The sequence below is a fragment of the Pseudomonas sp. 67(2021) genome (assembly GCF_017491835.1).
GTDB lineage: Bacteria > Pseudomonadota > Gammaproteobacteria > Pseudomonadales > Pseudomonadaceae > Aquipseudomonas > Aquipseudomonas atacamensis.
Window position 1 is genome coordinate 64,367 of record NZ_JAFGYL010000018.1, and the last position, 22,558, is coordinate 86,924.

24 protein-coding genes and 1 pseudogene are annotated in these 22,558 nt (G+C 60.2%); 4 read left to right on the forward strand and 21 right to left on the reverse strand.

Annotation, left to right across the window (positions count from 1 at the left end; all coding sequences use genetic code 11):
* Window positions 1–51: 51 nt before the first annotated feature.
* Window positions 52–144, reverse strand: a pseudogene (locus J5M66_RS27245) (metal ABC transporter ATP-binding protein); the annotation flags it as partial.
* A 17-nt stretch (window positions 145–161) separates the two neighbouring features.
* Window positions 162–1,052, reverse strand: a complete 891-nt coding sequence (locus J5M66_RS20570) for an AraC family transcriptional regulator (RefSeq protein WP_090288604.1) — start codon at window positions 1,050–1,052, stop codon at window positions 162–164.
* 190 nt (window positions 1,053–1,242) lie between these two features.
* Here J5M66_RS20570 and J5M66_RS20575 point away from each other — a divergent pair, with 190 nt between their 5' ends.
* Window positions 1,243–2,295 (forward strand): alcohol dehydrogenase catalytic domain-containing protein, encoded by a 1,053-nt coding sequence (locus J5M66_RS20575; protein ID WP_016770957.1) that lies wholly within the window; start codon window positions 1,243–1,245, stop codon window positions 2,293–2,295.
* 11 nt (window positions 2,296–2,306) lie between these two features.
* Here the strand turns inward: J5M66_RS20575 and J5M66_RS20580 are convergent, their stop codons facing one another.
* The 10 genes from J5M66_RS20580 to J5M66_RS20625 form a co-directional block, all read right to left on the reverse strand.
* Window positions 2,307–3,110: an IclR family transcriptional regulator gene (locus tag J5M66_RS20580; RefSeq protein ID WP_207807816.1), complete on the reverse strand. Its 804-nt coding sequence runs from the start codon at window positions 3,108–3,110 to the stop codon at window positions 2,307–2,309.
* Between the two features lie 61 nt (window positions 3,111–3,171).
* Window positions 3,172–4,482: an MFS transporter gene (locus tag J5M66_RS20585; protein WP_207807790.1), complete on the reverse strand. Its 1,311-nt coding sequence runs from the start codon at window positions 4,480–4,482 to the stop codon at window positions 3,172–3,174.
* A 191-nt stretch (window positions 4,483–4,673) separates the two neighbouring features.
* Window positions 4,674–5,822: a galactonate dehydratase gene (dgoD, locus tag J5M66_RS20590; RefSeq protein WP_016770960.1), complete on the reverse strand. Its 1,149-nt coding sequence runs from the start codon at window positions 5,820–5,822 to the stop codon at window positions 4,674–4,676.
* A gap of 62 nt (window positions 5,823–5,884) precedes the next feature.
* Window positions 5,885–6,505, reverse strand: coding sequence for a 2-dehydro-3-deoxy-6-phosphogalactonate aldolase (locus J5M66_RS20595; protein WP_207807791.1), 621 nt, complete (start codon window positions 6,503–6,505; stop codon window positions 5,885–5,887).
* 19 nt (window positions 6,506–6,524) lie between these two features.
* On the reverse strand, window positions 6,525–7,514 hold the full coding sequence (locus tag J5M66_RS20600) for a 2-dehydro-3-deoxygalactonokinase (protein WP_207807792.1): 990 nt from the start codon (window positions 7,512–7,514) through the stop codon (window positions 6,525–6,527).
* 209 nt (window positions 7,515–7,723) lie between these two features.
* Complete coding sequence (locus J5M66_RS20605) at window positions 7,724–8,218, reverse strand: hypothetical protein (RefSeq protein ID WP_148046987.1); 495 nt, start codon at window positions 8,216–8,218, stop codon at window positions 7,724–7,726.
* Complete coding sequence (locus tag J5M66_RS20610; RefSeq protein ID WP_122507577.1) at window positions 8,211–8,951, reverse strand: alpha/beta hydrolase; 741 nt, start codon at window positions 8,949–8,951, stop codon at window positions 8,211–8,213. The genes J5M66_RS20605 and J5M66_RS20610 overlap by 8 nt, the downstream gene beginning before the upstream one ends.
* 6 nt (window positions 8,952–8,957) lie before the next feature.
* A complete protein-coding gene (locus J5M66_RS20615) occupies window positions 8,958–9,452 on the reverse strand; it encodes a PAAR domain-containing protein (protein ID WP_076563791.1) in 495 nt (164 codons plus the stop codon).
* Window positions 9,449–10,111, reverse strand: a complete 663-nt coding sequence (locus tag J5M66_RS20620; RefSeq protein WP_110601673.1) for a hypothetical protein — start codon at window positions 10,109–10,111, stop codon at window positions 9,449–9,451. Before J5M66_RS20620 ends, J5M66_RS20615 begins: the two co-directional genes overlap by 4 nt.
* Before the next feature lie 159 nt (window positions 10,112–10,270).
* Entirely contained in the window at window positions 10,271–10,750 is a 480-nt protein-coding gene (locus J5M66_RS20625; RefSeq protein ID WP_207807793.1) for a GNAT family N-acetyltransferase, read from the reverse strand.
* A 387-nt stretch (window positions 10,751–11,137) separates the two neighbouring features.
* Here J5M66_RS20625 and J5M66_RS20630 point away from each other — a divergent pair, with 387 nt between their 5' ends.
* The 3 genes from J5M66_RS20630 (at window position 11,138) to J5M66_RS20640 (ending at window position 12,226) form a co-directional block, all read left to right on the forward strand.
* Window positions 11,138–11,482 (forward strand): hypothetical protein, encoded by a 345-nt coding sequence (locus J5M66_RS20630; RefSeq protein WP_071173201.1) that lies wholly within the window; start codon window positions 11,138–11,140, stop codon window positions 11,480–11,482.
* Window positions 11,483–11,526: 44 nt separating this feature from the next.
* Entirely contained in the window at window positions 11,527–11,784 is a 258-nt protein-coding gene (locus tag J5M66_RS20635; RefSeq protein WP_024013907.1) for a hypothetical protein, read from the forward strand.
* Between the two features lie 61 nt (window positions 11,785–11,845).
* A complete protein-coding gene (locus tag J5M66_RS20640; RefSeq protein WP_071173202.1) occupies window positions 11,846–12,226 on the forward strand; it encodes a Rho termination factor N-terminal domain-containing protein in 381 nt (126 codons plus the stop codon).
* Between the two features lie 145 nt (window positions 12,227–12,371).
* Here J5M66_RS20640 and J5M66_RS20645 read toward each other — a convergent pair whose 3' ends face one another.
* The 9 genes from J5M66_RS20645 to J5M66_RS20685 all read right to left on the reverse strand — a co-directional run bounded on the left by J5M66_RS20645 (window position 12,372) and on the right by J5M66_RS20685 (window position 22,546).
* Window positions 12,372–13,301 (reverse strand): PfkB family carbohydrate kinase, encoded by a 930-nt coding sequence (locus tag J5M66_RS20645; RefSeq protein WP_207807794.1) that lies wholly within the window; start codon window positions 13,299–13,301, stop codon window positions 12,372–12,374.
* Window positions 13,294–14,760 carry a cytosine permease gene (locus tag J5M66_RS20650; protein ID WP_024013910.1) on the reverse strand — a complete coding sequence of 489 codons (1,467 nt, stop codon included), beginning with the start codon at window positions 14,758–14,760 and terminating at the stop codon, window positions 13,294–13,296. The genes J5M66_RS20645 and J5M66_RS20650 overlap by 8 nt, the downstream gene beginning before the upstream one ends.
* Before the next feature lie 202 nt (window positions 14,761–14,962).
* Window positions 14,963–15,961 (reverse strand): ADP-ribosylglycohydrolase family protein, encoded by a 999-nt coding sequence (locus tag J5M66_RS20655; protein WP_207807795.1) that lies wholly within the window; start codon window positions 15,959–15,961, stop codon window positions 14,963–14,965.
* Window positions 15,958–16,671: a GntR family transcriptional regulator gene (locus J5M66_RS20660; RefSeq protein ID WP_016770970.1), complete on the reverse strand. Its 714-nt coding sequence runs from the start codon at window positions 16,669–16,671 to the stop codon at window positions 15,958–15,960. The genes J5M66_RS20655 and J5M66_RS20660 overlap by 4 nt, the downstream gene beginning before the upstream one ends.
* Before the next feature lie 186 nt (window positions 16,672–16,857).
* Complete coding sequence (araH, locus tag J5M66_RS20665) at window positions 16,858–17,826, reverse strand: L-arabinose ABC transporter permease AraH (protein WP_038861078.1); 969 nt, start codon at window positions 17,824–17,826, stop codon at window positions 16,858–16,860.
* Between the two features lie 12 nt (window positions 17,827–17,838).
* Entirely contained in the window at window positions 17,839–19,386 is a 1,548-nt protein-coding gene (gene araG, locus J5M66_RS20670) for an L-arabinose ABC transporter ATP-binding protein AraG (protein WP_041479431.1), read from the reverse strand.
* Between the two features lie 53 nt (window positions 19,387–19,439).
* The gene (locus J5M66_RS20675) at window positions 19,440–20,444 is read right to left on the reverse strand and encodes a substrate-binding domain-containing protein (RefSeq protein WP_016770973.1); all 1,005 of its coding nucleotides are present in this window, start codon (window positions 20,442–20,444) and stop codon (window positions 19,440–19,442) included.
* Between the two features lie 137 nt (window positions 20,445–20,581).
* Window positions 20,582–21,400: an SDR family oxidoreductase gene (locus tag J5M66_RS20680; protein WP_130902383.1), complete on the reverse strand. Its 819-nt coding sequence runs from the start codon at window positions 21,398–21,400 to the stop codon at window positions 20,582–20,584.
* 270 nt (window positions 21,401–21,670) lie between these two features.
* The gene (locus J5M66_RS20685; RefSeq protein WP_207807796.1) at window positions 21,671–22,546 is read right to left on the reverse strand and encodes an SMP-30/gluconolactonase/LRE family protein; all 876 of its coding nucleotides are present in this window, start codon (window positions 22,544–22,546) and stop codon (window positions 21,671–21,673) included.
* Window positions 22,547–22,558: the final 12 nt, after the last annotated feature.

Consider the following 22,558-nt stretch of genomic DNA (forward strand, 5'->3'; position numbering starts at 1 on the left):
TCCCGAAATGGGGGCCTTTTTGTTGCCCAAAATTCCTCTGCCACCACAAAACAACTGTGGGAGCGAGCCTGCTCGCGAAAGCGGTGTGTCATAAAAAGATGATGTCGACTGATACACCGCCTTCGCGAGCAGGCTCGCTCCCACAGGGGATTATCGGCGGATCAGGCAGCGCGCTCATCCCCCGGACTGCGTTCGAAGTAACGCTTGTATTCGCGACTGAATTGCGACGTGCTCTGATACCCCACTCGATGCGCCACCTGCGCCACGCCCAGCCCCTCCGCCACCAGCAGCGTCTGCGCCTTCAACAAACGTAAACGCTTCAGATACTGGACCGGCGACAACAGCGTGCTGCGTTTGAAATGCTCATGAAAGGTCGACACGCTCATGTTCGCGCAACTGGCCAGTGTCTCGACATTGAGCGGCTCGGTGTAATGCGCATGCAGATGGCTGATCGACGCCGCCACCCGGGCGAATTGCCCTTGTTGCTCGACCAACGCCCGCAACACATCCGCTTGCGGCCCGCGCAGCGCGACGAACAATAATTCGCGAACCCGCGCCGGGCCGAGAATCTGGCATTCCAGCGGATCGTGCAGACAACTGAGCAGCCGTTCGACACAACCGCGCATGCCATCGTCGAGTACCACCGAGGTCATCGACTCCGGCGTCTGCGCCGGAATATGCCGACCCGGCGCCAGCCCCATGGCCAGCACCAGTTCGCCGAGCAGGACGCGATCGATCGCCACCGACACACCGAGCAATGGCGCATCGGGCAAGGCAAAGGTTTCGCATTCGAACGGCACCGGCAGCGCCTGGATCAGGTAATGCCCGGCGCCATATTCCATGGTCCGTGGGCCGAGGAACGCCAGTTTGCTGCCCTGGGCGATGATCATCAGGCTCGGCTCGTAGATATGCGGGCCACGGGCGACGTCGCAACTGGCGCGCAAAATCTGCACACCGGGCAGGCCGGTCTGGCTGTAGCCATCGCGCAGCGCCAGCGGTTCGATCAACGAAACCAGCCGGGCATTGGCATCAAGATGACGGGTCAACTGCATCGAATAGGTCTTCGTAAAATTCACGGAAAAGGGGATGAAAACATCATCGCAGATCCGCTGGCCAATGCGATCGCCGAAACCCGCATGCCGGAGGATTAGGCATGAGACCCGGAGAAATCGTCATGGCCGCACCCGCCTCTGGCGCCCAGAATTCACCGCCTCACTTGTCACTGATTTTGCGAGGTCCTCCATGTACACCGCCATCGGCTATGCCGCCCAATCGGCCACCACTCCCCTCGCGCCGATGAAATTCGAACGCCGCAGCCCGCGCGCCGACGACGTGGCGATCGAAATTCTCTATTGCGGCGTCTGCCATTCGGACATCCATCAGGCACGCAACGAATGGGGCATCGCCGTTTATCCGCTGATGCCCGGCCATGAGATTGTCGGAAAAGTCACCGCTGTCGGTGCGAATGTCACCCGTCACAAGGTAGGCGATCTGGTTGGCGTCGGCTGCATGGTCGACTCCTGCCGCAGCTGCGAAGCCTGCCAGGCGAACCTCGAGCAATATTGCCTCGAAGGCCCGACCATGACCTACGCCACCCCGGACCGGGTCGATGGCAGCAACACCATGGGCGGTTACTCCGACAGCATCGTCGTCAGCGAACACTTCGTTGTGCGCATCCCCGAGAAACTGGCTCTGGCCAGCGCCGCACCGATTCTCTGCGCCGGCATCACCACCTACTCGCCGCTCAAGCACTACGGCGTCAAGGCCGGTGACAAGGTCGGGATTCTCGGCATGGGCGGCCTCGGCCACATGGGCATCAAGTTCGCCAAGGCGATGGGCGCGGAAGTCACGCTGTTCACCCGCTCGGCGAGCAAGGCTGAAGAAGGTCGCCGTCAGGGCGCCGATCACGTCATCGTCTCCACCGATGCCGAGCAGATGAAGGCCGCGGCCGGTTACTTCGACTTCCTGCTCGACACCATTCCGGTGCAACACGATTTGAACCCGTACCTCGACACGCTGCGTTTCGACGGTGTGCACATTCTGGTCGGCCTGATCGAGCCGGTGAACCCGCCCGTCCACGCCGGCAAACTGGTGATGAGCCGCCGGGTGCTGGCCGGTTCCTTGATCGGCGGTATCGCCGAGACCCAGGAAGTGCTGGATTTCTGCGCCGAGCACAACATCACCTGCGACATCGAAATGCTCGACATCCGCCAGATCAATGAAGCCTACGCGCGGATGATTGCCGGTGATGTGAAGTACCGCTTCGTCATCGACATGGCGACGCTGAAGGCTTAAACCTTCACGGCTTACACCTTCAAGCCCAGCTCCGCCGACAGCCGGGTTGTGACCCCTTTGAGCAGGGGGATCAACTCGGCCATTTTTTCCAGCGGCATGTACGGCACGGTGCTGGCGATACTGATCGCCGCGACGATGCACTTGCTCGCATCACGAATCGGCGCCGCCACACAGCGGATCGACGGTTCGTTGTCTTCCAGATCGAACGCGTAGCCACCGGCAACGTATTCGCCCATGCGCTGCTCAAGCTGCTCCCACGACTGCTGCGGATGCTGCGGCCAGAACTGACTTTTCCCACCCGCCGGCAGGCTGATGTCGTACAGCCGCCGCCAATCCTGCGGCGAATCATCGAGCATCAAGGCCTTGCCGATCCCGGTGCGCACCAGCGGCATGCGATGGCCAACCCGCGAGCGCATTTCCGGGCCGTTGCGCCCGGGGTTCTTCAATAGGTACAGCACTTCGTCGCCTTCCCTGATCCCAAAATGCACCGTGTCGCCGGTCAGTGCCGAGAGCTCGTCCAGATACGGTCCGGCCAACGTCACCAGCGGCAACTCTTCGCGGGCCTGAAAGCCCAGTTCGATCAGTTTCGGCCCGAGCAGATAACCGATCTGCGGCACCACGCGCAGATAACGCTCGTCGACCAGGCAACTGGCCAGACGATGGGTGGTGCTGCGCGTGGTGCCGATCAGCCGGGCAATCTCCTTGAGATCACGCGCGCCACTGGCCACCGCCTGCACCACACCGAGGCCGCGCAGCAGCGTCTGGGTGCCGGTGGGCGCGGCGTCCTTGGTTTTTTCCGGGGCGTCTTCCTGCATATCCAGCCTTTTACCGTTGAGCGAAGGAACGGGCGGCATTATGGTCGCCCGAGACTGAGCACTACAACTCGATACGCTCGACCTTGCCCACCAGCAGCACGTAGGACAAGGCACCGACCAGTGCGAGCACGGCGATGTAGGTGATCGCCGGAGCGAACGAATCGCCGCTGGCGAGGAAGCCGATCACAATCGGCGTAGCAATCGCCGACAGGTTGCCGATGAAGTTGAACACGCCACCGGTCAGACCGAGCAAACGCGCCGGTGCCAGCGTCGACACCAGCGACCAGGTGATCGACGCCAGACCGTTGCCGAAAAATGCCAGGGCGAGGAAGGCAATCACCAGCGGCGTCGACTCGACAAAGTTGGCGCCGATGATCGAAGTCGAAATCAGCAGCCCGCCAATGATCGGCAACTTGCGTGCGAAGCCCACGGTGTAGCCACGACGGATCAGGAAGTCGGAAAAGAATCCCGAGCACAACACGCCGACGAACGCGGCAAGAAATGGCAGCGATGCGAGCAGGCCGGACTTGATGAAGTCCATGCCGCGATATTTAACCAGATAGGTCGGAAACCAGGTGAGGAAGAACCACAGCGTCGAGTTCAGGCAGAACTGGCCGAGGTAGATGCCCCACAACTTGCGCTTGCTGAGGACGATGCCCAGATCGGTCCAGCTGAATTTGGCTTTGACCTTGGCCGCCTCGGCCTGGATATCCACCAGCCCGCCGCCTTCGCGGATCAGGTCGATTTCCGCCTCGTTAGTGCCTTTGAAATCGCGCGGCTCGCGATACACCGCGTACCAGATCAGCGCCCAGAGAATGCCCACCGCGCCGGTGGCGACGAACACCATGTGCCAGCCGAATTCATGTTGCAGCCACGCCAGCACCGGGGTCAGGAAGGCCAGGCCGACAAACTGTCCGGAGGTGTAGAAACCGATCGCCGTGGCGCGCTCGCGCTCGGGGAACCAGGTGGTGACCACGCGGCTGTTGATCGGATAGGCAGGCGCTTCCAGCGCACCGACGGCCATGCGCAGCACGAACAGCGCGATGAAGCTGCTGACGAAACCGAGCATCACCGTCGCCACCGACCACAGCAGCAGCGCGACGCTGTAAAGGATGCGCGGCGGCACGCGATCGACCAGCCAGCCGCCGGGAATCTGCATCGCGGCGTAAGTCCAGCCGAACGCGGAGAAGATCAGACCGACGTGTACCGGATCGATGCCCAGCTCACTGGTCAGCGCCGGCGCGGCAATCGACAGGTTGCTGCGGTCGAGGTAGTTGATGACCACGGTGACGAACAGCAACACCATGATGAAAAATCGCTTGCGGCTAGGCGTGACTAAAGACGCCTGCCCGGAGAGGGTGTGCGTTTGCATGAGAGATGCCTCTTTTTATGTTTGTTGAGGTCATGACGCAGATCTCCTCTCCTTCGGAGAACTGATCGTTCCCACGCTCGGCGTGGGAATGCAGCCCGGGACGCTCCGCGTCCCGACAGCGGACGCAGAGCGTCCATTGAGGCATTCCCACGCCGAGCGTGGGAACGATCTGATGCTAGCGAGTCAGAGACTCACCACTCGGCAAAGCTGCCATCGGCATGACGCCAGATCGGGTTGCGCCAGCGGTGGCCGACGGCGGCGCGTTCGATCACGTATTCCTCGTTGATCTCGATGCCCAGCCCTGGGCCGTTCGGAATCTTCACGAAGCCCTGGTCGTAGTCGAACACGCGCGGATCCTTCACATAGTCGAGCAAGTCGTTGCTCTCGTTGTAATGGATGCCGAGGCTCTGCTCCTGGATAAACGCGTTGTAACAAGCCGCGTCGAGTTGCAAACACGCCGCCAGGGCGATTGGTCCCAGCGGGCAATGCAGCGCCAGCGCGACGTCGTAGGCTTCGGCCATGTTGGCGATCTTGCGGGTTTCGGTGATGCCGCCGGCGTGGGAGGCATCCGGCTGGATAATGTCGACGTAGCCTTCGCTCAACACCCGTTTAAAGTCCCAACGCGAGAACAACCGTTCGCCGAGGGCAATCGGCGTGCTGGTCAGCGGCGCCAGTTCTTTCAGCGCTTCGTAGTTTTCGCTGAGCACCGGTTCTTCGATGAACATCAGTTTGTACGGGTCGAGCTCCTTCATCAGCACCTTGGCCATCGGCTTGTGCACGCGGCCGTGGAAGTCGACGCCGATACCGACGTTCGGCCCGACCGCATCACGCACGGCGGCAACGTTGGCCAGGGCAAGGTCGACTTTCTCGAAAGTGTCGAGGAACTGCAGTTCTTCGGTGCCGTTCATTTTCACCGCCGTGAAACCACGGCTCACTGCTTCTTTCGCCGCACGCGCGGTGTCGGCCGGACGGTCGCCGCCGATCCACGAATAGACACGAATCTTGTCGCGCACCTGGCCACCGAGCAGATCGCTGACCGACACACCAAGGGCCTTGCCCTTGATGTCCCACAGCGCCTGATCGATACCGGCCAGCGCGCTCATGTGGATCGCACCGCCACGGTAGAAGCCGCCGCGATAGAGCACGGTCCAGATGTCTTCGATATTGCGCGGGTCTTTGCCGATCAGGTAGTCGGACAATTCTTCCACCGCAGCCGCTACGGTATGCGCGCGCCCTTCGACAACAGGCTCGCCCCAACCGGTCACGCCCTCGTCGGTTTCGACCTTGAGGAAGCACCAGCGCGGCGGGACGATGAAGGTCGTGAGTTTGGTGATTTTCATCTCTGCTCTCTTTTGTAAATGCAGCTTTTATTAGATGCAGCGCACACAGCGCCCAAAAATTCTTAACGCAGGGCTTTCCAGGCAGCCACGTAGGCCTTGGCATTGACCGCCACCTGATCGGGCGTCATGCCCGGTTTGAACAGGCCGGAACCGAGACCGAAACCTTTCACACCGGCGTCGATAAAGGCCTGCATGTTGTCCGGCGTAATGCCGCCGACCGGCGCCAGCACCGTGCCGGCTGGCAACACCGCGAGCCAGGCCTTGACGACCGCCGGGCTCATTTGCTCGGCCGGAAACAGCTTGAGAATGTCCGCGCCCTCGGCCAATGCGGCGAAGGCTTCGGTCGGCGTGGCCACGCCCGGCGACAGGTACAGGCCCGCCGCTTTCGCCGCGCGCAGAACCTTGGCATCGCTGTGCGGCATGACGATCACCTGTCCGCCAGCAGCTTTGACCTGCTCGACCTGCTCGGGGCTGAGCACCGTGCCGGCACCGATCAGGCAATCGGCGGGCAGCGCATCACGCAGGATGCGGATACTTTCGTACGGCGATGGGGAATTGAGCGGTACTTCGATGACGCGAAATCCGGCGGAATACAGGACTTCACCGACAGCCGCCGCTTCCTGCGGTTGCAGGCCACGCAGAATCGCGATCAGACCGTTTTGTGCCAGTGCTTGCTTGAGCATGTCAGGCTTCCAGTCAGGGTTAACGGGATGAGGAATCGATCAGTCCGGCGGCACGCGCCAGTTGCCACAGGCCACGCTCGGTGGCCTGCTCGGCCAGCGTCACCTGAGCAAAGCCGCAGGCGTCGAGGGCACGGCGATAACGCGCGCACAGCTGCGCATTGCCGATGAGCACGATCGATGGAAGATTCGCTTGATTGCGCCGGCGCCGCTGCACATTGGCGAGTGCGGCGAGCTCATGGCCGATCATCAGGCCGGAGAGATAATCCGCCTGAGCGCTCGGGCTCAGTTCGCCGGTCAGGCCGAGGGTACGGGCGCTGAACAAGGTCGACAGCACACCGAGCTCGGCATCCGCCGACAGCGCGATTTGCACACCACCATCGAACGCCTGCGCATCGAATGTCGCGCTCGGTTGTTGGGTACGACCGAGGATGCTGTGCTCGCTGAGCACGGCAAACACTTCGCCGGTCATGAACGTGTCGAAATGGGTGATGCGGCCATCGACCACATCCACCCATTTCGAGTGGCTGCCGGGCAGGCCGATCAGCAGATCGTTACCCGCCTCGACCGGCAGACTTTGCAGCACGCCGAGGACTTGGGTTTCTTCGCCACGCATTACATTCGGCAGTCGCGAACGCTGAATCACGCCCGGGACGATATGCACCGGCGTACCGCGCAAGCTGACAACGGTTTGTAGGGAATTTCCGAGATGGGCGACGTCGGCCGGCGTCTCGCAGTAAGCCGCCTCGCGCCAGCCCTGCGCACTGCCGACCATGCCGCAAGCGATTACCGGCAGATCCGGCTGCGCATCGAGCCAGTCACCACAGGCTTCGTCGAAGGCCAGTTCAAAACCATCGGCGCATTCACGGCCGTGGATGATTCGCGGGGTCTTGGGCAACTGCATGATCCCGGACGACAGCGCACGCTGCTCCAGCACCACACCGTCCGCCGCGATTTTGTAAGCACGTAATGAGGTCGTCCCCCAATCGAGCGCGATCAATTGCGCCTGCATCGCTTCACCTGTTTTGTTTTTGGCAGTGAGTGCGATGGACTATAAACCCGAGGGACGGGAAATCTCAATATATAAATATCGATCCCATATTTTGGGACGATAAATCGCCCCGCTTTGGACTTGATGGGTGGATGGCTCAGTTGCGTTAGAGCATCGGTCGATGACCTAGGGAACCGAAACTCTCACGTGACTCATCGAGCGCCCCCGACTCAGTATTTATTGACTTCTCTCATGAGATCTTTAACTGGAATCTTCATGACCTCCGATAAATAGACCTTGTAGGAGTAAGAGTTGATTCGGACTTTACAAGCTAGCGACTGTTGCCGAGCCAGCAAGGCCTTTAATTCATTGCTGCTCATTAGCGTATAACTTGTCGAATCCTTAACCTTGTAAAACATCAGATCCGCCTTGAATACCAGTCCGTCCCCTGACTTAACCGGCTCAACCCAGCCCTCGCCATATTCCTTCAGATCTTGCGGCATTGAGAAATCTGTTTTCTGGTCGAAGGAACAGAGCAGAGATTGGCTTATTTTCGATTTGAATAATTGCTCCACGTCGACATCAGAAGAGAACATGACTGGGTAAACATTTCGATTGAGATAGCGCTCCACATTCATATATTCAATATGTGCAATCGGCCGCCCATGACTGACGGCGCATGACGCACATACCAAAAACATTGAAATCAGTAAAGATTTACGCACATTTCCTCCCTTTGAAGTGCTGTATCACTGACTGCATCAGAATATCCCTCGCTGACACTCCGCCACCTAATACGGCAATGTAGATAGCCCAGGCATCGGCATGGTTCACATCTACCCGGCCGTTCATATTCGGGCCGCTTGTCATGTCCCACTGCTCTCCAAAATCCGCCACGAGATCAGAAAAATTCCAGTCTTTGGCATCCGCTCTTACATTCACCCAATATTCAGCCTTGGGAGTAGGCTCTTTTTGATAAATATTTGATATGCCCCATACGATCTGACCCTCTCCGACGGGGTCCAGCGTAACCAATACCGGGATTCGATAGCCTCTGTCTGCCAGCACTTTAGACAAGTGAGCTCCATTCCAGCCTCCCAAGCTATGCCCGATAATGTAGACCGGAGTGGTCAGATCGGGAATTTTCGCCAACACATTTGCATTAAGTCCCTCATCACTGGTGAAGGCGTTATAACCGATGTGGTGTGCGTCGTAGGTATCAGGGCAAAGGCCTTCAGCGTCCATATTCTTGATGAATATTTTCAGTGCCTCAGCCACATTATTGTTCGGTCCCGTTCCGTAATAACTCTCCTTGTCTCCCGCCCCTCCGACGAAAAATAAAACAATTTTTTTCGGGCTAACCGTAGCCTGCTTTACGGTCCCGTCGGTTTTACATGTTAATTCGTGTGTCACGACCAGTCTTTGACAGCCTTTCAGTTGCGAATTTTCAGCGGCCATAGCTTCTTACTCTACGAACAATTTGATGGATTCAGGCAGGTGCGAGCTCACCGTGTGAGTGAAACCCTTGCCATCGGTAACGCCGTGTTCGACGCGTCCATCACCGCGTTGAATCGCGTAGGGATGATTCGGCATGGGCTCTCCTGTGATCTCATTGATTACTTGCATCCGGTCGTTGAAATGCACCGGCATCGGCAACAGCCCGCTAAATGCGGCCCCTCCCCCACTTTGGCCGATGATCACCGTGCCCGAGCCACCGATCACGACATTGCCATGCCCACCAGTGCTATCGAGCATCGCGGCGTTCAGGCCGTTGATGAAAACAGTGCCGGAGACCGCTCCGGTGATAGGGCTGCCACATGCTGATTTATCGGTCATGCGGGCAGCCGCGAGGCCGTCGAAGAATACGTCCGGCGAGCCGGAGACAATCGGATTGGTGCCGTGACCTGGCAGTGGGCAGGCGGTTGGGTCGGTGACGCGAGCTGCGGGTTTACCACTCAATTCAAAGCTCCTTGCTTAAGGGGTGCCGGGGATGGCTGATAGATGTCGATGTCGGTCGCGGCAAAGCGCCAGCGATTGTCGACCGGGTCGAACAGAGCATGACAATGCTCACGGCTTACAGGTGATGTGGCGGTTTGCATGGCACGCCAGGCTTCGTCGGCTTGCCACCTCAACTCGGCAGGCGTTGCATCATCAAGTTCGTTGAGCCAGGCGTTGTAGTTGCGCAGGTGATTGCGCTCGAAAGCCGATTGCAGCAAGTCGCCCATTTCCACGCCAAGGTCCAGATGATGCCTGGAGGTCCAGCGCCCCACTTCGGAGTAGACGTGCCAGCCCATCGGGATCAACGCACCGTTTTTCAACAGAGAATGGCCGGCGAGAGCGACGAAGCCGCAACAGACGTGCAGCATCAGCCAGCCTTGATGGGCGTCGATAATCGCTGTGGGATCAAAGGTTCTCAGCGCTACCACGCGGTAGTCGCCAAGGTCGGCACTGCGCGTCATCAACTCGGCATCAAGCCGCGACACGAAAGCCCGTATAGCCACGCCGCCAGTGCGCTGGGCCATGCAGAGAATTTCCACAGCCTGTCGATTCGGGTCGTCAGAAGAGCCGGTAGTTTTCACCAGACCATACAGACGCATGGACGCCTGCAGTCCGCTCATAGCTGGTCACTCATTGACGCAGCGAGGGCTCCACAGGCGCGGAGAAATTTTGCCAGATGCATTGCAGGTGTCGTCCGTGAGCGCGCAAAAATGGTGCACAGAATGCCGGACTAGAGCGGTGGCGACAACTGAATCAGCAGTAGATTGCCATCATTGTGCTCAGCCCTCGGCAAATTCGCGCAACACCTTGCCATCCATGCGATACCGCACCCATTCCTCCTGCGGTTGCGCACCGAGCGATTTATAGAATTCGATGGCCGGGGTGTTCCATTCCAGCACACTCCATTCGAAGCGGCCGCAGTCGTTGGCGCAGGCGATTTTTGCCAGGTGGCGCAGCAGGGTTTTGCCGGCGCCGCCGCCACGTTGTTCGGGGGTGATGTAGAGGTCTTCGAGGTACAGGCAATTGCTGCCCAGCCACGTTGAATAACTGAAGAAGAACACCGCGAAGCCGATCGGCAAGCCGTCGCGCAGGCAGATCAGGCCGTGGGCGGTGGCGCCTTCGCCGAACAGGCTGCGTTCGATGTCAGCGACGCTGGCGATGACTTCGTGACGGGCCTTCTCGAAATCTGCCAGTTCGGTGATGAAGGTGAGGATTTGCGGCGCATCGCTGGGGGTCGCCGCGCGGATTTCGATCGTCATGAACGGGCCTTGTCTGCAAATTAAAGCGCCATACTAAGGCGCGCAGCGGCACTCGTCACATGGCAAACATACTGATCTGCCCAATTTGCTGAACACTGTTGCCCTTGTGGGAGCGAGCCTGCTCGCGAAAGCATTCTGTCAGTTGAATCAACGTCTGACTGAAATGACGCTTTCGCGAGCAGGCTCGCTCCCACAGTTGATATCGCGAATTCTGAAAGGATGCTTATGACCGTTAACTGTTTTGCGCCGCCGGAAACACTAGCGATCGGTATCGTCTGAACAGCAGACACGCGCGCCCGGCATAGACCGTTCGTCGATCATCAGGCACCAATCCGTCATCAGGGCTGACCAATCCAGTGTAAGGATTCCAATCACTGGAGAAGCCCTATGATCCCGTCAAGGTTGACCGCTTTAGTCTTCAGCGCCCTGCTCTGCCCTGCGGTGTTCGCCGCCTCGTCCACGGCAGCGGGCACTGGCCCTACCGATCCGACCCCGCCACGCGCGCCCGCCATCAACAGTGCCCCCGGAATGAACACCGATGGTTCCGGCGTGCCGCTGATCAATCAGCCACCCGCCACCGGCACCGATCCGCGCACTCAAGGCAGTGATCCGGGCCGTCAGGGTGGCATGAACACGCCCGACTCTCCTGCCACTGCGCCTGACAATGCCGGCCCCGGTGTCGGCTCGAAAACCACCACCGGTGGCTCCGGTTCCGAAGGTGCCGGTCAGTAGTTCGCCGACGCGAGCGCCCTATTCACTCCCATGAAGAGGTAACCATGAACGTCGACAAAGACCTGGAAAAAGAAGTCCTCACCCGCCTGCTGCACGCCCATCCCAACGGCTTGGGCAAGGAGGTGCTGGACAATTACCGGGGCGAGAAAGTCGTGGCCAGCGCCCTCGCCGCCCTGCAGGATCGCGGGCTGATTCATCATGGTCATGTGACCTTGAGCGAAGCGGGCGAACACTCGCTGAACCTGCCGATCAAGCTCAGTTCAGCCGGCGTCGAAGCGGCGCGCAAACTGGATCTGCAGTAGTGCCAAGCCGCTCGCCGTCGCAGCGGCGAGCGGCCGGATCCGCAACTTGAGGAGAAATCCCATGCCTCGTGGAAGCAAAGACAAATACACCAGTGAACAGAAGCGCAAAGCCGAGCACATCGAAGACAGCTATGAGAAAAAGGGCGTGTCGAAAGATGAGGCTGAGGCGCGCGCTTGGGCGACGGTAAACAAACAATCCGGTGGCGGCGAAAAGTCCGGCGGTTCGGGTCGCAAGAAGCCCGCCAGTGCCAAGTCGGAAGATCGCAAAGAATCATCGCGTCGCGCGGTGGCCAGCCGCAAGGGCCATTCACGCAACAGCGAGACTTCGAAGGATACGCAGACTGTCGATAGCCTGATGAAAGAGGCCCGGGCAAAGAACATTCCGGGACGGTCTTCGATGCGCAAGCAGGAGTTGATTGAGGCGTTGCGCAAGGCGAGCTAGAACGACGCCCACTGTAGGAGCTGCCGAAGACTGCGATCTTTTGCTTTTCAAGATCAAAAGATCGCAGCCTTCGGCAGCTCCTACTGAAGATTTGTGTACGACGTAGATCTAAAGTGGGAGCGAGCTTGCTCGCGAAGGCCTCATGTCAGTCGCGGCAGGACTGACAGATAAAAGCATCCACCTCACCCGCCCCCGGCGATGTAGCCGGTCCCCAGCGAGTCACCGCCAGTGCCGCTGCCGCATTGGCCCGCCGCGCCGCTTCCGGTGCCTCCAACCCCTGCGCCAATCCGGCAATAAACACCCCGGCATGCGCATCACCGGCGCCATTGCTGTCCACTGCTTTGACAGCAAACCCCGGCACCTGTCGACGCTCGCCACGCTGCTGAATCCAGCACCCCTGCGGCCCGTCACGCACCACCATCAGTACATTTTCCGGCAGCAGTTCCGCGAGGCGATCCATCGCGATACCAATCTCATCAGCTCCGGTAAATCGCAGCGCCTCGACACTGTTGCTGGTCCACACATCGATGCGCGGCAGCAATGCCTGCATCATCGGCGCGTCAGGTGACTCCACCAACGGCCCCGGGTCGAACACCACATTGACCGACGCCGGCAGCGCCAGCGTCCAGTCGAGCAACGCCTGCGCCTTGCCCTCGTGCAGCAGACTGTAACCGCTGAGATAAACGTAATCGCCGGGCTCGGCAGCCACGCTGTTAAGGTCTTCCCCGGTCACCTCGCCTTCGGCGCCGATGTAGGAAATGAAACTGCGTTCAGCCGACGCATCGGTCAGCGCCACGCACAGACCGGTATCGCGCTCGGCCGGTTCGCGGATGCCGATGCAGATACCTTCCGCCTGCATCGCTTGGCGCGCCAGGTCACCGAAACGCCCCGTGCCATGGCGACCGAGGTAAACCACCGGCAGACCGTTACGCACCGCAGCGGCCATCACGTTGAAGCCGCCGCCGGCTTCGAACCCCGCCGACTGCGCCAGCACGTCGCCGCCAATCTGCGGCAGTTTATCCACGGCCATGACCAGGTCGATGATGACCTGGCCGGTGTGCAACATCTTAGGCATGAGCATTCTCGGGTTGCGCGGCGCGGCGATCTTTCGCGCCACCAAGGACCAGGTAAATGCCACCGGCGACGACGAAGGTCACGATCCAGCCGAGGCCGTTGTGGCCCAGCCAGGAGTCAGACAGAAAGCCCTTGAACCAGACGTTCTCCGCCGTGGTGCCGATGGTGGTAAAGCTGAAACCGAGGACGATAGCGATCGCCCAGGCACCAAACGCGCGCCACTCGATGCCGCCGCGATACCAATAGGCGCTGCTCGGGCTGACGTCGAGCAGGTCTTTGGGGCTGTAGTAGTGACGGTGAATCAGGTCGACCACGAAGATCCCGACCCAGGCAGTGATCGGCACTGCCAGCAGGGAAATGAAGGTGATGAACGGCCCGTAGAAACTGTCGGCGATCAGCATGAAGTAGATCGAGCCGGCGAAGATCGCGACGATATCCACCACCACCGCGTAGACCCGTTTGACCTTGAGGCCCAGGGTCAGCGTGGTCAGACCGGCGGAGTACACCGACAGGTTGTTCGACAGCAGCAGACCGCCGAACGCGGTGATCAGGTACGGCACGGCCATCCACGTCGGCAGCATGTCGCGGATCGCCACGATCGGGTCAGTCGCCGACGCCAGATCATTGTTGCCCACCGACAACAAGCCGCCGAGAGTGATCAGCAGCACCAGCGGAATGCCCGCGCCGAACGCCGCCGACGCCACCAGGCGCACAGCCTTGACGCTGCGATGCTGATAGCGCGACATGTCCGCACCGGCGTTGGCCCAACCGATACCGGTGCCAGCGGCCATGGTGCCGATGCCGATGATCATTGCGCTCAGCGGTGCTGGCGTGGCGTTGAATACCGCGCTCCAGTCGATGGTCGCGCAGAGAAAACCACCGACGAGAATGTTCAGCGCACCGAACACGTACGTCGCCCACTTCTGGATCACCAGCAAAGTCGCGTGGCCGAGGCCGGACACTGACAAGGTCAGCAGGACGAAGATGGCGATAAAGATCAGCGTCAGTATCGGCGCACTTTTCGCCTCGACCGGCGAGCCGAACAGGATCGAACACAGCGACAGCAGCACGAAGGCAGCGGTGGTGGTGTTGACGGTTTCCCAACCCAGACGCGACATCAGCGAAACCAGCGTCGGGCCGATGTTGCCGCGTACGCCGAAGATTGCCCGGGACAGCGTCAGGCTCGGCGCGCGGCCACGCCGCCCGGCAATCGAGATGATCCCGACCACGGCAAACGAACCGGCGGCACCGAGGATGGCGACGATGATCGCCTGCCAGATCGCCAGCCCGCGAAACGCCACCAGTGTCGCGCCAAGCGGCAGGCCGAGGATGGAAATATTCGCCGCGAACCAGACCCAGAACAGTTGCAGCGGATGACCGTTGCACTCCGCTTCCGGTACCGGCTCGATGCCCCGGGTTTCCAATTGCCCGACGCTTTGCCCGGCGGTTGATGAACTCATGAAGATGCTCCTGTTTGCCTTTTTTGTGGTTGTGGCAATGATGCAAAACGACAAGACAACCGGCCTTCCGAGGCCTGTCTGTGCGATCCATTGCTGTGTGAATTCTTTAGAAATGCGCCGCCCCTTTCGCGAGCAGGCTCGCTCCCACAAGGGAATGCATTCCAATTGTGGGAGCGAGCCTGCTCGCGAAGAGGCCAGCCAGTCAACGCAAGGCCAACAGCCCCTGCACCAACGGCTCAAGCTCGAGATGATTAACAGCTTTCACCGTCTCGATCATCGGCCGCGGCCAGCACTCAAGGCCCAGGCAAGCCCCGAGCATGGCGCCAAGAATCGCCGCGATGGTATCCGTGTCGCCGCCCAGGCTGGCAGCCATACACAACGCTTCGAATGCCGTCATTTCACCGATGGCCACTTGCTGGGCCAGGGCGAATGAAACCACCACCGACTCCTGCGACGCCACCGATGTACCGATCACGTCATAGAGCAGATCGGCAAGCAATGCTTTGTCGCTGTCGACGCTGATACTGCGCGCCCAACTGATACGCGAGGCTATGCGCCCGCCAGCCACCCAATGCCCGTGGGCTTCGGCCTGCTGGGCGATCTGCTGGCCGAGGTTCAGCGCCTCGCCGAGATCGACGTCATTGATGCCAGCAGAGACCACCGCCGCCACCGCCGCCGCACTGGAAATTCCCAGCGTGGTGTTATGCGTCACTTGGCAAGCCTGCACGACCGCTGCAATGAAGCGCTGCGGATCGGCCACGTTCGCGGCAATGCCCACCGGGGTAATGCGCATCGCCGCGCCATTGGTGGTGCCGTAGCGCCCCGCTTCTTCCGGGGAATGCCCGGCGAGGATCATTTCAATGGCGCGCTTGGTCGACGGGCCGAGCAAGTCCTGCGAGCCTTTGGCCTGCATCTCGGCTTCCCATTCGATCAAGCGCTGGGCGAGGACCGCCGGTTCGATGCGGCCTTGGCCTTCGACCAACAATTCACCGACCAGAATCGCCTGTTCGGTGTCATCGGTGATCGAGCCCTTGGGCATGTTCGCGGCGATCGGTTGCAGTGGGCCGGCGTCCTGCAAATCAGTGATCTGGCCGAAGCGCGCCTTGATCGTTTCACGATCGAGCGACTGCGTCGGCATGCCCAGCGCGTCACCCAGGGCGAGACCATAGAAAGCGCCAAGCGCACGGTTGAGCGCGGTCATTTCGATTCTCCGAATTGCAGGTGCAGACGAAAGTGCACCGGGTCGAGCAGGCTTTCGACCTGCTCCATGAAACGGTTCTGCCGGTCGTAGGTGGTGCGCAAGGCTTTGAGAAACACCGTGCCGACCGGACGGCCGAGCAGTTCGGCGTCTTCGGCATTCAGCGGCTCGGCGCCGATCCACTGATCGCCGCGCTCGCCGATGTAGCCGTAGGCGGCCAGGGTGATGGTCAGGGAATTGTCGATCAGGCCAACGCGGGGCAGGCTTTCCAGGCCGCCGTTAGCCGGCATCAAGGATCGTTCCAGAGACACCAGCGTACCGTCGGTGGCGCGCCGGCGACGGTCGAGGGTGATGAATTGATCGGTGCCGAAACGCACCAGCAGATCCGGGCGAGTCACGGCTTCGAGGCGCAACACTTCGGTATTGATCAGCGCCCCGCTGTCGGCCAACGCCTGCGCCCAGCCGCTGCGCTGATCCAGCGCGACACCGTCGAAAGTGACGATGGAACCGACACCGCTCTGCGTGGCGATGTAATTACGCCGCTTCAGTTCGGCCAGCGCCTCACGCAAGGTGCCACGGCTGACCTGGAATTCTTGAGCCAACTGATGTTCGCCGGGCAACAGAAAGCCGTCCTCCATGAGGCCGCTCTCGATGCGTCGGACGAGCTCGTCGACCACCCTTTGCTTCTTGTCGAATCGTACCTGTCTAATCATGTACAAATTGATAACCGAAACGGTCGCTGACGAGCAAGAATTATTTAAGGGAGATGACAGAAGGCAGGAATGGCGCGATCAACTGTGGGAGCGAGCCTGCTCGCGAAGGCGGTATCCCTGACACATCAACGCTGGATGTGCCAATGCCTTCGCGAGCAGGCTCGCTCCCACAGGGAAGTGCTTGTGTCAGCGCTGTTTCAAGCGGTCGATGACCACAGCCAAAAGCAGAATCGAACCACGAATCACATACTGATAAAACGTGTCGATGTTCTTCAGGTTCATCGCGTTTTCGATGATCGCCAGAATCAACACCCCGGCAATCACATGGCGAATCATGCCGATGCCGCCACTCAGCGAAACCCCGCCCAGTACGCAAGCCGAGATCACCGTCAGTTCAAAACCCTGACCAATCATCGGCTGCCCGGAAGTCATCCGCGAGGCCAGAATCACACCCGCCAGCGCACCGATCAAACCATGTACGGCGAAGATGATGATCTTGGTCCGGTCAACGTTGACGCCCGCCAGCAACGCCGCTTCCTGGTTGCCACCGATGGCCATGGTGTTGCGCCCGTAGGTGGTGTAGTTCAGCAGCCAGCCGAAAAACAGGAAGCAGACAATGGTGATCAGAATCGGCACCGGCACACCGAACAGCTGGCCGTTACCGAAGACGAAGAACGATTCCTGCGAAACACCGACCGCTTTGCCGTTGGCAAAGATGTAGGCCAGACCGCGCACGATCTGCATGGTCGCCAGCGTCGTGATCAAGGCATTGACGCGCAACTTGGCAATCACGATGCCGTTGATCAGACCAACGATCAGGCCCATCACCAGTGCTGCGCTGACGCCGAGAAACACGCTGTTGGTGTCACGCATCACCACCGCCGCGACCACGCCGGCACAGGCGATCACTGAGCCGACCGAGAGGTCGAAGTGCCCGGATGCCAGGCAATAAAGCATGGTGCACGCGGCGATGCCGGTGGTGGAAATCGCCAGGCCCAGGCCACGCATGTTCAGCGGCGAGAGGAAGTTGTCGATCAGCAGTGTGCAGGCGACAAAGATGCCGATCGCCGCCAGCAACATGACCCAGTCATCGAGGAAGCGCCGCAGGTCCAGCGGTTTGCGCTCGGTCGGCAGGGTTTCGTTTTGCGTAGTCATCATAGTCACCTCTCAGTTCGCCACGCCGTCAGCGCGGTGGCGTGGCAAAGCCAGTTGCAGCAGATTGGATTCATTGGCCTGGTCGCGGCTGACTTCGCCGCGCAGGGCGCCTTCGCACAGCACCAGAATGCGGTCGGAAATGCCCATCACTTCCATCAGATCGCTGGACACCACGATCACCGAAATACCGTCGGCGGCGAGGTTATGAATGATCTGGTAGATCTCGGCCTTGGCGCCGATATCGATGCCACGGGTCGGTTCGTCGAGCAGCAGGACTTTCATCGGCATCGACAGCCAGCGGCCGAGAATGGCCTTCTGCTGATTGCCGCCGGAAAGGAACTTGATCTGCTGGCCGGCGTGCGGGGTTTTCACTTTCAGGGCCTTGATCTGCTTGTCGGCGTTGCCCTTTTCCCACAGGCCGCGAATCAGGCAGCCGAGCCCGGAATGCGCACCACGGGCACTGATGTTGATGTTCTCGGCGACGCTGGCCAGGGGGATGATGCCTTCTTTCTTGCGATCTTCCGGGCAGAGCAGAATGCCGGCGGCAATCGCATCACGGGGCGAGCGCAGTTTCAGCTCATGGCCGCGCAATTCGAGACGGCCGGCGGTGTTGCGCTCCAGGCCGCTGAGCAGGCGAAACAGCTCGGTGCGCCCTGCCCCGACCAGCCCGAACAGGCCAAGGATTTCGCCCTTGTGCGCTTCGAAACTGATCGGCTCGCGCAGGCCCGGGCCGAGCAGGCCGTCGACCTTCAGCGCCACGGCACCACGCGGGCGATGGCGGTAATCGTAGATGTCCTGAATGTCGCGGCCGACCATGCAGGTCACCAGTTGATCGTGGGTCAACTGGCTCATGTCATCGAAGGTACGCACGTAGCGGCCGTCCTTGAACACGGTGACGGCGTCGCAAATGCGAAAGACTTCTTCCATGCGATGGGAAACGTAGAGCACCACTTTGCCTTCGTCGCGCAGGCGACCGATGATCGCCATCAAGCGATCGATCTCGCGTGCCGAGAGGCTACTGGTCGGTTCGTCGAAAGCGATAACGTGGGCGCCGCGCGACAGCGCTTTGGCAATTTCCACCAACTGCCGCTGACCCAGCGACAAGCGCCCGACCTTGGTTTGCGGATCGATTTCGTCGGCCAGGCCTTTCAGGCAATTCAAGGCTTTCTGGCGCAGCTCACTGCGATTGATCAGGCCGAAACTGGCCGGCAGATGCCCGAGAAACAGATTCTCGGCCACGGTCATTTCCGGGACCAGATGCAGTTCCTGGTGAATCACCGCGACGCCGCTGCCGATGCTGTCAGCGGTGGACTTGAACGCCATCGCCTGCTCGCCGATCTGCAGCTCGCCGCTGCTCGGAATGTAGGCGCCACCGAGGATTTTCAGCAGGGTCGATTTGCCCGCGCCGTTCTCGCCCATCAAGGCATGAACCTGGCCGGGGTGGGCGACGAAGCTGATGCCGTCGAGCGCTTTCACGCCGGGAAAGGTCTTGCCGATCCCGTTGAAGCGCAGGCTGCCGCTGGCGCCGTGTTGTTCTTGTGTCTGTACTTGCGCGTGCATAAAGCCACCTCTTCACACCGAAAAACGGCCCGGCTGCCCGGGCCGTCGCTGCCTCAGTTCCACAAGCCGATTTTTTCCAGCTCTTGCTTGAAGTTTTCGCGGGTGATCAGGGTGACGTCATCCATGGCGGTGTACTTCGGCGGCTCTTTGCCGGCGGTGATCCACTCGTACATCATCTCGGCAGTCTTGTAGCCTTCGATGTGCGGACTTGGCAGCATCGAACCGAAGAAGCCGCTGTTAGGCTTTTTCAACTCGCCGATGGCGTCGGTGCCGTTGATGCCGATGCCGATCACGTTGCTCGCGGCAAACCCGGCCGCTTCGGTGGCGCGCACGCCGCCGAGCACGGTGTTGTCGTTCATGCCGCCGATGATCAGGTTCTTCGCCGCGCTCGGCAGTTTCACCAGCGCCGAGTTGGTGGCGTCCATGCTGCCCGGTACGTCGAGGGTTTTCAGTGCGGCGAAGAGGATGTGATCCTCGGGCATGCCGGCCTTCTTCAGGGCATCGACCGAGCCGTCGGTGCGCTTCTTGCCGGTGTCGAGTTCGTTGTAGGTATTGACCACCGCGTAGGTGTCTTTCCAGTCCCAGTTACGCTTTTTCGCTTCGGCAGCCATGGCGGCGCCCTGCTTCTGGCCGACTTCAAACGCGGCCATGCCCAGGTACGGCACGTCTTCCATGAACTTGCCGTTGGCATCGACAAAACGGTCGTCGACGGCAATTACTTTCAGGTCATTGATCTTGGCTTTGGCCATGATGGCCGGGCCGAGGGACACGTCAGGCGGGCAGATCACGAAGCCCTTGGCGCCGTTGGCGGCCAGACTATCGATGGCCGAGAGGGTCTTCTCGCCATCCGGTACGGCAATCTTGATCAGTTCAAAGCCTTTGTCTTTGGCGGCTTTTTCGGCAAAAGCCCATTCGGTCTGGAACCACGGTTCTTCGGCCTGCTTGACCAGAAAACCGATCTTCACCGCGTCGGCGGCGAGCAGCGCACTGCTCAGGCTGAACGCAGTGACCGCCAGGGCAGTGCTGCACAGGGTACGAATCCCGAAACGACGTTTCATCAGATGACTCCTTGTTATTTTTTTTGAGCAAGGTTTGAAAAGCGTTGAAGCGTGTTCTCAGTGAAGCTGGTTAAAAATAGTCATATCGTATGATGATTGGATTTCAAGCGTAGTTCAGCGCTGGAGATCCGTTTTATTCAGTCGTGGTACATCACCGAGCGGCCACCATCGATGGTGATGCACGAAGCGTTGATAAACGGTGCCTCATCGCTGGCCAGAAACACCGCCGTCATCGCCACTTCGATCGGCTGGCCGATGCGCTTGGGCGGATGCAGGTCTAAGGCGCGCTGCCTCTCGGCATGCGGATCGGCAAAGCCATTCCAGTAGTCGACGTTCAGTTGCGTTTCTATGTAGCCCGGCGCGATGGCATTGACGCGAATGCCCTTGGCCGCGTATTCGATGCCGAGTGCGCGGGTCAGGCCGAGCAAGCCGTGCTTGGCCACCGGGTACGGAAAGCAGCCGGGAATGATGTGGCTGGAATGAGTCGAGGCGATGTTGATGATGCTGCCCACGCCCTGCTCGATCATCTGCGGCAGCACGGCTTTGCAACCATACCAGGCGCCGTCCAGATCGATGGCGAAGCAGCGGCGCCAGTCTTCTTCGGTCATCTGCAAAGGATCGCGGAACACATTGACCCCGGCGCAGTTGACCAACACATCGATGCGGCCATGCAATTCCACAGCACGTCGGGCCAGGGCATGCAGATCCTGCTGATTCGATACGTCGACCTTGAGCGCCTGCACGTCATGGCCCTGATCGCGCCAATGAGCGGCGACCTGCTCGACCTTGTCGGCCTGGATATCGCTGATGAGTAATCTGGCTTGCTGCGAGGCGAACGCGGCAACGATGGCTTCGCCGATGCCCTGAGCGGCCCCGGTCAACAGCACGACCTTGTTTTTCAGGCGCTCGCCTTTCGGCGGCGCCGGCACTGCCGGCAATGTCAGCGCTTCAGCCATGGCTCAGGCCTCCTGCACGCTGGCGCAAAAAAACCGGGCATTGGTCGATGTCCGGTTTTGACGGCTGGGGAAAACAAACAGGCAAGCGTAGCCGACGGCATTAAGCCGTGACGAAAGGCGGATCCCGCTTGCGCGGGCGAGAAGAATTCGCTGCATCACTTCACCTGTTTTGTTCTTTTTAAGTGTGAGTGCGTGTTACTGCTGGAGCCGACTATAAACCCGACCGCCAAATAATCTCAATATATAATTTTGCATCCCATATTTTGGGATTTAACCAGCAAAACGCGTACAGAGTTTTCCTGCAACATCAACGCGCATGCTCAGCACCGCACCGTCCAAAGGATGATTCAGCGGGCTCTTGGCACTGGTGATAAACAGGGTTTTCAAGTCTTCGCCACCAAACACACAACTGGTCGGGCGACTGACCGGCAGATCGATCTTGCGGTCCACCTGCCCGTCCGGCGTCAGGCGCAACAGGCAACTGTCGTCCCAGCGTGCATTCCACACGTAGCCTTCGGCGTCCATCGCCGAGCCATCGGGACCACCGTGTTGATCGGACGAGTAGAACACCTGCGGTGCATCGAGACTGCCGTCGGTGCGGATGAAATATCGATTGAGCGTGCTGTCGAGGCTTTCACCGAATAGCAGTGTGGTGCCGTCGTCACTCCACAACAAGGTATTGGGAATGCCCAGACCGAGCAGCAGCGGTGTCACGCGTTGATCAGGATCGATACGGAACAGGCCACCGGAACGGCGCACCAGCGGCAGATCCTCGCCGTGCTCGCCGATGTTGTTCTGCATGGTGCCCAACCACAACCGGCCCAAGGCATCGCAACGGGCTTCGTTGGGGCGGTTGCCCGGTTGCGGGTCGGCGACGCAGAACAACGTCAAGCGTGGCTCGAGGCCGGGCGAATCGAGATCCAGCCGATAGACACCGCTGCTGAGCGTGACCAGCGCATCGCCGCTGGCGCAGGGAATGAAGGCGGAGATGTGCTCGGGCATCTGCCAGATCTGCACGTTCTGACCGATCAGGCGCAACGCTTGTTTACCGGCGATATCGACCCAGTACAACGCCTGGGTCGGCGTATCCCAGAACGGGCCTTCGCCGAGTTGCGCGCGGTGTTGGGTCAGTGCGGTGAACGGCATATCAAGTCCTTC